Origin of the sequence: Brevibacterium sp. W7.2 (assembly GCF_018137945.1) — a bacterium.
Lineage (GTDB): Bacteria > Actinomycetota > Actinomycetes > Actinomycetales > Brevibacteriaceae > Brevibacterium > Brevibacterium sanguinis.
On sequence record NZ_CP073089.1, the window covers coordinates 2,506,852 to 2,519,079 of the forward strand.

Consider the following 12,228-nt stretch of genomic DNA (forward strand, 5'->3'; position numbering starts at 1 on the left):
CGCAGCGAACTGGTGCCACAGCGAACCGCGACTTCAGACACTCAGCGAGGAGGGTGAGACAGTGACCGATCCCGCGTCGGAGAACGCACGCGATCCACGCGACGAGGCAACAGAACGAGACTCACCCGCGCCCGGCGGACCCAGTGACCCCGGCGTGATGATCTGCCGCAACTGCGGAGTGGAGACCAGTCCTCCTCCCTCGGCGGTGTGCCCGATCTGTGCCGATGAACGCCAGTGGGTGCCGCGCTCGGGCCAGGAGTGGGTGAGCCGAGATGACCTCGAGGCCGAGGGCCACCGTGTCGTCATCGACGAGCGCGAACCTGGGCTTCATGCTCTGCGCGTCGAACCGAGGCTCGGCATCGGGCAGACGTGCTATCTCGCCCAGACGTCGGAGGGCAACCTTCTCTTCGACGTGCCGCCATACATCGACGCCGAAGCAGTGGCGGCCGTGGCCGCGTTCGGTGGAGTCGCAGCGATCGTCCCGAGTCATCCGCACATGTTCGGCATGCAGCTCGCGTGGAGCGCCGCGTTCGATGATGCCTCGGTGCACGTCTGCGCTCGAGATCGCGAATGGCTGCAGAGACAAGGTCCCGCCATCGAGTTCTTCGACGACGGCACCGAGCCGCTCCCCCAGGTCTCGGTGCACCGAGTCGGCGGTCATTTCCCCGGCAGTGTGCTTGCCCTGTGGGAAGGAGGAGACGGTAGCGGCGTCATGCTCGCTGGCGATTCGATCGGGCCGGTCGTGCGCGACGGGTGGGTGACGTTCATGCGCAGCTTCCCCAACTACCTGCCGCTCTCCGCTGCGGTCGTGCAGCGCATCGCCGCCTCGGTGTCGGATCTCGATTTCGACCGCATGTACGGCAACTTCGGTCAGACGATCACCGGAGGAGCCCACGCGGCAGTGCAGTCTTCGGCCGACCGTTATGCCCGGTGGGTCTCCGGCGAGTACGACGATCTCACCTGACTTCGCAGAGGACGACGTCACGACTGTCAGAACGGCGGAGGATCATCGCGGTTGTCCTGATGCCATGTGATCGGCACGCTCCAGAACTGGTCGAGCGGCTCCACCCAGGTATCACCGGCGTCTTCTCGACGCCGCCGGGCATCGCTCACCGACAGTCGGCGGCCGGGCATCAGTCTCTTCATCGTCACCGGGTCGGATCCTCGCGGCAGGCACGGCGGGAACACCTCGTTGCGCCAGTTGAGCAGCTGGGCAAGCCTCTTCCGACGGGCGAAATCACGAGCGCGTTCGTAGTTCTCCTGGATCCTGCGCTTGCGTTCGGTCTCCTCGGCGGATTTCCGCATCGCTTCGCGGCGCTGTCTGACCAGCTGTTCGTTCGGTTCGAGCTCGATGATGTACTTCGGCGGTGGGACCGGATGCTTCGGCTTCCACACCACGTGGGGTCTCATCCCACTGAGCGCAGCGAGCTCCATCGCCTGGGCCACCTCGATCGGCTGGTCAGGAGCACGTGAGGTCGCCGTCACTCCGTGTCGGAACTCGTACTCGACACAGCCCGGTTCCGTCATCCGCACCCGCAGCAGGCATGCGGTCTTGAGGGCATGGTGCTTCCTGCACAGCGGATGGAGATTGCCGAACCGAGTGAGACCGCCTTTGAGCGGATCGAGCTTGAAGAACGGAACGATATGGTCGATCTCGGCCTTGACGGCAGCGCGAGCGCACCCGGGGACGCTGCAGCACTCCCACTGGGCGATGAGTGTCTTGCGCACATCATTGGGAATTCGGTACGTCGTGGCCTTGGCATCGATCGGGGTGCCCGTCGCCGGGTCGGTGAGGATCCTCGTCACGGTGGAGCAGTGTCCGGCGATGCGCCGCGCGGTTTCGGCGGGGATCGGTGAACCGTCGGGCAGCGTGCCCGGCAGGTTCGATTCGCCGAGGAGGGACATCACGGGAACGGTGGTGACCATCGTCGCCTGAAGCGCGATCCACCACGAGTGCATCGGCATCTCCGCGGCGATCCAGCTCTCAACGGTCTGCGTCTCATCGCCACCGGCCCTGCCGAACGCGCTTCCCCGATCGGCCGCATCGGCCGCCTCGGTGCCGTGCCCGGGAAGGGGCAGTCCCTCCACGCCTGCACTGTTCGCCGAGAAGCTGTTCGTCGCGGTGCCGTCCGCTGGGGCCCTGACCGCTGAGGCGTCGCTCACCGAGGTGGCGTTCTTCATGATGATGGTGCCGTCGGGTCCGAGGTCGAAGAGCAGGTTTCCGTCGTTGTCGAGCAGCGGTTCCTCCTCGACCGACTGGACCCCGGTCACGGGGTCGATGCGGCGCACCTTGATGCTCAGCTTCGGCTGCGGTCGGGTGACGATGTCGTACATGAGGTTGTCGAAGGCGCGATCATCGATGATCTCGACTCCGGGAGGCAGGTCGAATGCCGCACCTCTGCGCGAGTGGATGGCGCGCGCCATCGCTTCGACTCGCAGGTAGCACGCATGGAGTTCCTCGGCCGGCCCTGTCAGGGACATGCAGGCCGAGCCGTTCTTGTACGTGTGCAGATCGACGCGGCGACGCTCCTTGGCTGTCTGCGATCGGTCGTCAGCCGGTTCGAGCACGGCGATGAACTTCCGCAGGGCCGTCCGGAGCCGGTCGCTCGTGACATCGGCCCGGCGCTCGGCGAGGTGTTCGTCGATCTCCGGGAGGTACCTGAGGGCCACTGTTCGGCAGAGGTCGCCGACGACCTGGACATGGGCGATCGTGAACTCGCCTGCACGGACGCGATCGGCGAAGCGCGGCAGCCCGTGGATGATCGTCATCGCCGTGCGCAGGTGCCGATAGGTGCGGGCGATCGACTGACCGAGGATGGTCGCGGTTTCGATGACGTCCTCGTCGGCAACGTTGTCCTGCACCCATTCGCAGACAGTGGTGTCGAGGCGGAAGCCCGGGAAATCGGGGGCTTCGGACGCGTCGTCTGATTCCGCGGTCTCGGCCGAGACGATTTCCGTCGACGGCGGAGCGAGAGCCGCTTCGCACCGCCGCCGCCACGCCAGCAGTGCAGGGTCGCGGAGAGCCACGGTCGTCGACGTGCGCGGCACCCTCACGAGCTCAGTCGATGCGGTCACGTCGTCATCGGCTGCCATCGCGTCGAATGCGGCGGCGAAGGGAGTCGAGGGCGCCGGTTTCCGTCGCGGCCCGAGAGATCCCTTCGCGGACGTGCCCTTCGCTGCGGTTCCCTGTGCCGCTGCGTCCTCGCCGGTCTCGTCGGTCGGCGTGGCGGGATCGGAATCCATAGCCGCCTCGTCAACTTCGTGCCGGAGCACGGATGCGGCGATCGTGGCAAAGCGATACGGTGCGTCGCCGTCGGGCAGGGGGACGTCGAGATGCCGGACGACGCGCTCCAACGTGATGCCTGCCGTGACGTCGAGCGTGCGGAGCTGGATCTGATCGGATTGTGCGGAGATCTCCGCGAGTTCGCTGATCCTCGACCCGAGTCGAATCGTCGGTCGAGCGGAATCAGAATCAACGGGAGAGAGGCCGTCGGTGCTGCACCGTTCACCGGGACCGCGCCCAGTGGTCGCAGCCGAATCGCGCGCGTCGCGCCACCGAGGACCGGCTTCTGCACCAGCTGCGTCGAACCGCGAGCCCGAGGCACGACCGGGCCGCCGTCCGTCTCCACCGGGGAGGTCTTTCACGCTGGCTCACCTGCCTCTGACAACAGCGTCGGGGAAGCGATCTGTGAATCATAGTGCGTCGTACGTCAATGATAAACTATTCGAACATAAAATGGAATAGCCCGATTGCAATTCATGAGAAAAAGATCATGATCTCTTTCCCGCTGATATTTCCTTGTGCGATCCATTGTTGCACTCGGCACTGACACGACCTCGGACGTCACTGATGACCTGCGATGATTCCCGTTTCACCACATCTGCCCGTTCGACTGTCCCTTCTCAGCCGCTCAGACCACCCACGGAACCGCGGGAAGGTGCGTCACGCAGCGCCGCCTCGGCGAAGCGGTGCCGCGTCGACCACGACAGGGCCAGGTAGAGGAGGAACGAGATGACGAACGACGGAATCGTCGCGCCCACGGGGCTCGCCCACACATAGGTGAGCAGGTAGGAGGCGAACGCCCCGACGATCCACACGATGACCGCCGCCCAGTTCACCCCGCGGACGTACGCGTACATGCCGCCCTCGTCACGGAGGATGTCCTTCGAGTAGAACCCCCGTTTGACGATGTAGTAGTCGGCGATGACGATCGCGAAGACGGGCACGAAGAACGCCCCGATGACGGTGAGGAACGCGGTGTACTGGTCGAGCAGCGCAAGCCACGTCGACCCGATGATCGAGATCGCCCCGAGGACGAGCGCCACCGGCAGGAAGCGGAGCCGGGACTGCTTCCTGGCGCCGATGACGGAGTTGACCATGCCGTAGACGACCATCGTGTTCGTCGCCATGACGGAGAGGAAGATGACGATCGCGAGGGGCCAGCCGAAGCGGTCGGCGAGCGCGGTGGGGTCGAAGGGCTCGGCCGCTCCCCCGTCGAGGAGGATGAAGCTGAAGGCGGTGAGCCCGAGCAGCATCGCCAGCACCGTCGAGGTGATGTATCCCAGCCCCGAACCGACGATGCCGGCGCGCTGGCTTCCGGCGAGCCGATTGAGGTCGGCGGAGAGCACGGTCCACGAGATCGCCGTCGCGATGACGATGTCGAGCGCGAGGACCGGGGTGAAGCCGAGGCTCTCATCGGCGGGAATGGTGAGGTATTCGCTCGGTGCGTGGCCGATGAACGCGGTGACGAAGATGTAGGCCATGACGACGAGGATGAGGAGTGCGAACCACGGCTCGGCCTTCTCGATGCCCTCATGGCCGAGGATCGCGAGACCGACGACGAGCGCCTGGCAGAGGACGGAGAAGAGGACCGGGTTGGAGAAGCCCGTGGTCTGCTCGACGACGTAGTTGACGCTGATGCCGGCGAGCATCGCCTGCACCCAGCTCCAGCCCATGAGGATGATGACGTTGGCCGCGACCGGCAGGAAGCTGCCCTTCGCCCCGAACGCTCCGCGTGTCACGGCCATCGTCGCGAGCCCCGTCCGGGTGCCGATGTTGCCGATGAGCACGAGGACGATCGTGCCGATCACCGTGCCCGCCGCGATCATCAGCGCCGCCGTGCCGTAGTCGATGCCCGGCACGAAGAGGGTTCCCGTGAGCATCGTCGTCACGACGAGGTTGGCCGCGAGCCAGATCATGAACATCCGTCCGGTGCCGAGCCTGCCCTGCACGACTCCCGAATCGTCCGAATCCGCAGCCAACCGGGCGTCGAGTCGGCGATACCAGTTCACGGTGCGACCTCCTCGGCGGTGGTGGTGTCCGTTTCGGCGGCGACTCCGGCCCCCTCCGGAGGGATATCGGCGGTGTCCGGGACCGGGGACAGATGTTCGTGGATTGCGATGAGGTCACCATCGCCGAGGTGGCGGAACACTATGCTCTCGCGTTCCCGATACGATTCCCGGCCTTCCCCGGTCTCGACGGTCGTGTCGACCGTGTGCGAGAAGACGGCGCCGCCCGGGAACGTCTGGATGAGCGGATCGCTGGAGACGCAGTCGATGACGGACCAGCCGTCGGCGAGCCAGCCGTTCCATATCTCCTCGTACTCGGCGCGCGAGTTCAGCCGGTGGTTCTCCGGGTGGAAGACGAACGAGGCGTCCGCGGCGAATCCGGCGAAGTACGCGGCGGTGTCGGTGGCGGCGAAGGCGCGCACGATGGCTGCGGCGGCGCGTTCGACGGCCTCGGCGCTGGGCGCGGAGGGGTCTGAGGGCACAGGGATCGACTTCTCTGTCATGATGCTCGGCAACTCTCTGTTGATGGTTGTTGAGCAACTCTAATGACGGAGATTCAGGACGCACTATCCGCCCTGGACAAGTTTTCCTGGTCACGCGCCAGCGTGGATACGTGCGGGGTCATCGGGGTCGGGCCGGGGGCAGCGGTGCGGGGTCGGCAGGCGACCGTGGGTCCGGGCGGCGCCGGTGCCGCCGGCTTCCTCGCCTCCCCACAGTCTCGACAGGTGGTTCGGCCCTCGACGCCGAGGCGCTTCCGGGCCCACCCTGGAAAGGGACACCCATCACGACTCACCGCGGAGGAGACATGGGCACAGACGACGCGACGGACCGGATCAGAGCGGCCGTCGACGCCAACTTCGCCGAACAGCTGGCGGTGACGGCCGAACTCGTCGGGCTCCCGACCACTCGCGGTGACGAGGAACCCGGGCAGGATCTCATCGAACGCGCCCTGCGCGGCCTCCGCCTCGACGTCGACCGCTGGACGATCGACTCGGCCGAGCTGCGCGACCATCCCGGATTCGGTCCGACCACGGTCGACTACGCGCGGATGACGAATGTCGTCGGAACCTATCGCCCCGAACGCGACCGGGGCCGCTCCCTTATCCTCAACGGTCATATCGACGTCGTCCCCGCAGGACCGACCGGCCGTTGGTCGCGGTCACCGTGGGACGCCGAGGTCCGCGACGGGTGGATGTACGGGCGCGGAGCAGGCGACATGAAGGCCGGGCTCATGGCGAATCTCTTCGCGTTCACCGCCGTCCGAGATGCGGGGCTCGACCTCACCGGACGGGTGCACATCGAGTCCGTCGTCGAGGAGGAGTGCACCGGCAACGGCTCGCTGGCGGCCCTGCTGCGCGGATACACCGCCGATGCCGTCATCATTCCCGAACCGGAGGAGGATGCACTCGTCCGGGCGAATGTCGGCGTCATCTGGTTCACGGTCCTCGTCAGCGGAGAACCCACTCACCCGCGGGAGATGGCCAGCGGCTTCAACGCCATCGACGCCGCCTACCACGTGATCGGCGCGCTGCGCGGGCTCGAGGAGAGGTGGAACGAGCGGAAGGCCGACCACCCGCACTTCGCCGACCTCGACCATCCCATCAACGTCAACTTCGGCGGCATCCGCGGCGGCGACTGGCCCTCAAGCGTCCCGGCCTGGTGCGAACTCCAGGTCCGCGTCGCCATCTACCCCGGCACTGATCCCGACGACGCATGGGCGGAGATCGTCGACTGTGTCACCGAGGCGGCCCGCGGCACCGACCGACCGCTGAGCGGCCCGCCGGTGCCCGCGTTCACCGCGGAGCTCACGCCGAACGGGTTCTATGCGCGGGGGTACGTGCTCGAGCCCGGAAGCGATGCGGAGGCTGTGCTCGCCTCAGCGCACGCCTCGGTCGCCGGCGAGGAGCTGACCGCGTTCACCACCCCCGGTTACCTCGACGCCCAGGTGTTCGCGAACTTCGCGAACATGCCGGCGCTCGTCTACGGACCGGTGACGGAGGACATCCACGGCTTCGACGAACGGGTGAGCGTGGAGTCGATCCGCCGCTGCACGACGACGATCGCCCTGTTCCTCGCACAGTGGTGCGGAATCGACGAGCGTCGACAGGCCTAGGAGCTGACCGGGTTCACGCCCTGGACCAGGAGCGCGGCGGCCGGATCGCTGCCGTGGCGCCCGTCGAACTCCGCGAACGCGGTTTCCACTTCGGCATGGACAGCGCGCACGAGCGGCAGCCATTCCCCGTGGGTGACGATGAGGAACTGGCCGGCCCTCATCGCCTCAACGACCTGTTGCCCGACAGCGTCGGGGTCGGCACCCTCAGCGAGCATCGCCGAATTCGCCGCGACCGCCTCGGCGTTCGCCTCCTCCCCGAGCAGCTCCGCCTGCCCCGCTGCCGCGGTCTCGGCGATCCGGGTCGACACGCTTCCCGGTGCGAGCACGGAGACTCCGATGCCGCTGCCGGCGAGTTCGCTGCGCAGCACCATCGAGAAGCCGACGCTCGCGAACTTCGAGGAGGCGTAGGCGGCGACGTCGGCCATCGGGATGATGCCCGCGAGCGACGCGGTGTTGAGGATGTGCGCGGGCCTGCCCAGGCGGCGGAACCGCGGCAGGAACGTCGAGGCGCCGAGGTACTGTGCGTCGATGTTGATCGTGTGCACCCGGCGCCACACCTCCCACGGGGTGGCCTCCGCCGAGCTGCCGCCGTTGACACCGGCGTTGCTGCAGAGGATCGTCACCGGACCGAGCTCGGCCTCGACGGCATCTGCGGCGGCCTCCCAGGCATCCGGGTCGCCGACGTCGAAGCGCACCGTGGTCACGGTGCCTCCGGCCGCCCGCAGCTCCTCCGCCACCTGGGCGAGGCGGGCGTCGTCGATGTCGACGAGTCCAACCCGGGCCCCGGCCGCGACGAAGGCGCGGGAGAGTCCGAGGCCGATGCCGGAGGCCGCGCCGGTGACGAAGGCGACCTCCCCGCGCGGCCATTCCTCGGTGTGGGCGGTCGCGCTCGCGGTGCCGGGGGTCGCTGTGCTGCTCGTGTTTTCGGGCATGATTCTTACCGCTTTCTCTCGGTGATCTCTCTTCGTGACGGCCGCAGGTTGTTCGGCCGCCGGTGCGGGCACCGCTGGGTCAGCGCGTGCCTTCCGGTGCGGGCACCGCCGGGTCAGCCGGTGCCTGCCGGTGGGGCGGGGCCGGCTACCCGCCGAGGCGGCGCAGGAACTCCGCGCTCATGTAGCGCAGTCGACCGACGGTCGTGCGCGGGTCGTAGCCGAGCCGTGTCGTGATCGACTCGTGCCGGGCCTGCAGGGTCGAATGGTGCATCGCCAGCCTCCCCGCAGCCGCGCGCAGACTGTCGGCGTCGACGAGTTCGCGCAGGATCTCCGTGGTCACCGCGTCGAGGGATTCCAGGGCTGTGACGTCCGGGTGAGGGGTGGTGGGATCATAGGCGCGGGCGAGGATGAGCATCGACCCCAGATCTACTGCGTCGAGCACGGTTCCCGGTCCCTCGCCGAGGAGGCGGTGGGCGATGAGCGCAGCCTCCCACGAGTCCGGGGCCGAGTCCGCTCGGGTCCACGTGCCGATGCCGACGCGGGAGTGACCGTCCCAGGCATGGTCAGCGGGTGCGACTCCGCCGGGGCGCACCTCGAGGGTCGCATGGAGAACGCCGAGCGGAGTCGGGACCGGGGCGGTCTTCGTCCAGCGCGGTCCCGGGTCGTCATCGCTGAGGATGACCCTCACAGAGGCGCCGGGATCGATCCCGAGCCGCACGAGCGCCGTCCTCCTCTCGGCCACCGCCCGTTCGGCATCGACAACCACTTCGATCTCCCGCGTCGGTGAGTGCTGGGACGTCAGTCCCTCGACGGCGACGCCGAGACGATCGGTGATCATCGCATCGTTGGCGTGCGGGGTGCCCTCGCGGACCAGCCACACCGCACCCGACCGGAAGGCGACTGCGGATCCGCGGGGACGGTCGGCCGCCTCGGCGAGGCGCCTGCCAGAGGGATCGTACGCGGTCACCCTGCCGTCCACCTCGGCGACGGCCGGACAGCCGGCGAGCGCCGCAGCGGCACGCAGCAGACTCCCGAGCCCCGCCCCACGGGAGGTCAGGGCGTCGAAGTACCCGACGACCTTGAGCGTTTCGCTCGCCTCCGGGTCGAGGGCGGTGAGTTTTCCGAGGAGATCGCGCATATCAACTCCGCTGTCCGATGACCCCATGGTAGGGCGCGAATCGCTGGGACCTCAACGGTCGCCGATCGTCCTCGCCACCCAGGAATCCCGCGCGGCAAGCGACGCCTGGCTCACCGCAGCGTGCGGGGCGAGCATCTCGAAACCGTGGAACCCACCCGCCCACACGTGGAGTTCGGCATCGACGCCCGCCTCCCACAGCCGCAGCGCATAGGCGACGTCCTCATCGCGGAAGACCTCCGCGCTGCCGCAGTCGATGTACGTCGGCGGCAGGCCGGACAGGTCCGTCGCCCGCGCGGGTGCGGCATAGATCGAGACGTCCTCGGTGCCGACCCGATCGCCGAGGAGGCTCGACCAGCCGTAGCGGTTGCTCTCCCGCGTCCACGTCGTCCGCTCCGTGATCTGCGCTGCCGACGCTGTGGCGTCACGGTCGTCGATCATCGGGCAGATGAGCACCTGCCCGGCCAGCCGCGGTCCCGACCGATCGCGTGCCAGCAGCGCAGTGCCCGCGGCGATGCCACCACCGGCGCTCGCACCGACGATGATCATGCGATCGGGATCGACGCCGAGGTCAGCGGCGTGCTCGGCCATCCACACGAGACCCGCATACGAGTCCTCGACCGGGTAGGGGTCGGGATGCTCGGGAGCGAGCCGGTAGTCGACGGTGAGGACGACGGCATCGTGGTCGACGATCCACGGCAGAGTCTGCTGCACGCCGAGGAGGCGGTGGCCGGTGACCATCCCGCCGCCGTGGACGTGGTAGATCCCCGGGCCGGTTCCGGTGTGATCGGCACGGGAGAAGATCGTCCCGGCGAGCTCGGCGCCGTCGGAGACGGGGATGACGACGTCTCGACTGATGACTCCGAGGGCCGCGAGGTCATCGGGGTCGAGACCGGGCAGCTGCGCCCCGTCAGCATCGCGCATCGCGGCGGCGGTCTCGGCATTCATCGTCCCTGCGGGCAGGGACTCGAGCATCACCTCGAGCGCCGCATCGAGCTCGGGGTCGTGAGGTGGTCGGGTCACGGTCATGGTTCCTCCTCGGTGAGTGAGTGGTCTCATCCATCCTCACCGCGGAAGGGAGCGGGCCGGAACCGCCGGATGCGGCAGATCCGACCGACCCTCCCCGCCGATCGCGCGGTCCCCGCCCTGGACGCGCGGCTCCCCCGCCGCTTGCGCAACCACTTTCACCCCCGACGGCAGAGCCTCACATCTGCCCGGTCGCATGGAACCTCTCGTGCCAGGACAGCGCCTCGGCGAGGAGGTGCGGGGTGTGCCGACCGTGCGGGTTCGCAGCGATCGCCCGGTCGAGGTAGTCGGTGAGCCGGTCGCGGAAGTCCGGGTGGGCGCAGCTGGCGATGATCCGGCGGGCCCTGGCCACCGGTGAGAGTCCGCGCAGGTCCGCCAGTCCCTGTTCGGTGACGAGGACCTGCGTGTCGTGCTCGGTGTGGTCGATGTGGCTGGCGAAGGGCACGATCGAGGAGATCGCCCCGCCCTTGGCCCGCGAGTTCGAGACGAAGAAGTTGAGGTAGGCGTTGCGGGCGAAGTCCCCGGAGCCGCCGATGCCGTTGATGATCGAGGACCCCATGACGTGGGTCGAGTTGACGTTGCCGTAGATGTCGGCCTCAACCATCCCGTTGATCGCGACGACGCCGAGGCGGCGGACGGCTTCGGGATGGTTCGACATCTCCTGGGTCCGCAGGAGGATCCGCCCCTTGTACGACTCGATGTTCGCGTTGAACGCCTCGGCCCGCTCGGCCGAGAGCGAGAACGCCGTCGCCGACACCGAGGTGAGCTTGCCCGAGTCGATGAGGTCGAGCATGCCGTCCTGGATCACCTCGGTGTAGGCGCGCAGGCCCTCGAACTCGCTGTCGGCGAGGTTGGCCATGACCGCGTTGGCGACGTTGCCGACGCCCGACTGCAGCGGCAGCAGGGACGGCGGGAGGCGATCGACGCGGATCTCGTGGCGGAGGAAGTCGACGAGGTGGGCGGCGATCGCCTGCGAATCCGCATCGGCCGGTTTGAACGGCAGGTTCCGGTCCGGGTGGTTCGTCTCGACGATCGCGACGACCTTCTCCGGGTCGACCCGCAGGTAGGGATCGCCGATGCGCTGCATCGACTCGAGGAGCTGGATCGGGAGCCGCTCGGGCGGCCGCCTGGTCCCGTAGTAGACGTCGTGGAAGCCCTCGTACGCCCGCGGATGCCATTCATTGACCTCGAGGATGACTCTGTCGGCGAGGTCGAGCCACGTCTTCGAGTTCCCCACCGAGCTGCCGGGCACGAGCAGCCCGTTGGGCAGGATCGCCGCGACCTCGACGACCGCGACGTCGAGGTTCCCGTAGAAGCCGAACCACGCCTGCTGCGCCGAGTGGCTCAGGTGCGTGTCGATGTACTCCGTCTGCCCGTCGTTGATCGCCTGCCGCATGCGCGGATCGGACTGGAACGGCAGACGCCTGCTCACCGCCCCCGCCTCGGCGAGGATCCCGTCGAGCTCCGGAGCCGTCGAGGCACCCGTCCACAGTTCGACGGCGAAATCCCGGCCTGCGGCATGCTCGGCCTTCGCGTGCGCCGCGAGCGCCGGCGGCACGAGCTTCGGGTATCCGGACCCGGTGAAGCCGCTCGTGGCGACCCGGTCGCCGTTCCTGATGTGCGCGGCCGCCTCAGCGGCGGTGACGACGCGGGGACGCAGGGTGGGGCAGGTGATCCTCGACATGTCCGGCAGTCTATCGAGGCCCCCGGCGTCCGAGATGAGCGGGTGGACC

9 protein-coding genes are annotated in these 12,228 nt (G+C 68.1%); 2 read left to right on the forward strand and 7 right to left on the reverse strand.

What is annotated here, in order from left to right; translation table 11 throughout:
* The first annotated feature begins 262 nt into the window (after window positions 1-262).
* Complete coding sequence (locus J9315_RS11330; RefSeq protein WP_198498352.1) at window positions 263-964, forward strand: hydrolase; 702 nt, start codon at window positions 263-265, stop codon at window positions 962-964.
* Window positions 965-990: 26 nt separating this feature from the next.
* Here J9315_RS11330 and J9315_RS11335 read toward each other — a convergent pair whose 3' ends face one another.
* The 3 genes from J9315_RS11335 to J9315_RS11345 all read right to left on the reverse strand — a co-directional run bounded on the left by J9315_RS11335 (window position 991) and on the right by J9315_RS11345 (window position 5,771).
* Window positions 991-3,243 (reverse strand): HNH endonuclease signature motif containing protein, encoded by a 2,253-nt coding sequence (locus J9315_RS11335; RefSeq protein ID WP_211977886.1) that lies wholly within the window; start codon window positions 3,241-3,243, stop codon window positions 991-993.
* 660 nt (window positions 3,244-3,903) lie between these two features.
* Window positions 3,904-5,292 (reverse strand): cytosine permease, encoded by a 1,389-nt coding sequence (locus tag J9315_RS11340; protein ID WP_332839520.1) that lies wholly within the window; start codon window positions 5,290-5,292, stop codon window positions 3,904-3,906.
* Entirely contained in the window at window positions 5,289-5,771 is a 483-nt protein-coding gene (locus tag J9315_RS11345) for a nuclear transport factor 2 family protein (RefSeq protein ID WP_232623543.1), read from the reverse strand. Before J9315_RS11345 ends, J9315_RS11340 begins: the two co-directional genes overlap by 4 nt.
* 323 nt (window positions 5,772-6,094) lie before the next feature.
* Between J9315_RS11345 and J9315_RS11350 the strand changes: the two genes are divergently transcribed.
* The gene (locus J9315_RS11350; protein ID WP_198498349.1) at window positions 6,095-7,402 is read left to right on the forward strand and encodes an ArgE/DapE family deacylase; all 1,308 of its coding nucleotides are present in this window, start codon (window positions 6,095-6,097) and stop codon (window positions 7,400-7,402) included.
* On the opposite strand, the gene J9315_RS11355 is transcribed toward J9315_RS11350, so the two are convergent.
* From J9315_RS11355 to J9315_RS11370, 4 genes are all read right to left on the reverse strand, one after another.
* The gene (locus J9315_RS11355) at window positions 7,399-8,334 is read right to left on the reverse strand and encodes an SDR family oxidoreductase (RefSeq protein WP_198498348.1); all 936 of its coding nucleotides are present in this window, start codon (window positions 8,332-8,334) and stop codon (window positions 7,399-7,401) included. The genes J9315_RS11350 and J9315_RS11355 overlap by 4 nt on opposite strands.
* Window positions 8,335-8,479: 145 nt before the next feature.
* The gene (locus J9315_RS11360; protein ID WP_198498347.1) at window positions 8,480-9,472 is read right to left on the reverse strand and encodes a hypothetical protein; all 993 of its coding nucleotides are present in this window, start codon (window positions 9,470-9,472) and stop codon (window positions 8,480-8,482) included.
* 51 nt (window positions 9,473-9,523) lie between these two features.
* A complete protein-coding gene (locus J9315_RS11365; protein WP_198498346.1) occupies window positions 9,524-10,498 on the reverse strand; it encodes an alpha/beta hydrolase fold domain-containing protein in 975 nt (324 codons plus the stop codon).
* A 175-nt stretch (window positions 10,499-10,673) separates the two neighbouring features.
* Window positions 10,674-12,179, reverse strand: coding sequence for a succinate CoA transferase (locus J9315_RS11370; protein WP_198498345.1), 1,506 nt, complete (start codon window positions 12,177-12,179; stop codon window positions 10,674-10,676).
* Between the last annotated feature and the right edge of the window lie 49 nt (window positions 12,180-12,228).

Coding starts and splice junctions, on each gene's coding strand:
- J9315_RS11335 (WP_211977886.1), bottom strand. CDS start 3,243: ATGGATTCCGATCCCGCCACGCCGACCGACGAGACCGGCGAGGACGCA.
- J9315_RS11350 (WP_198498349.1), top strand. CDS start 6,095: ATGGGCACAGACGACGCGACGGACCGGATCAGAGCGGCCGTCGACGCC.
- J9315_RS11355 (WP_198498348.1), bottom strand. CDS start 8,334: ATGCCCGAAAACACGAGCAGCACAGCGACCCCCGGCACCGCGAGCGCG.
- J9315_RS11360 (WP_198498347.1), bottom strand. CDS start 9,472: ATGCGCGATCTCCTCGGAAAACTCACCGCCCTCGACCCGGAGGCGAGC.
- J9315_RS11365 (WP_198498346.1), bottom strand. CDS start 10,498: ATGACCGTGACCCGACCACCTCACGACCCCGAGCTCGATGCGGCGCTC.
- J9315_RS11370 (WP_198498345.1), bottom strand. CDS start 12,179: ATGTCGAGGATCACCTGCCCCACCCTGCGTCCCCGCGTCGTCACCGCC.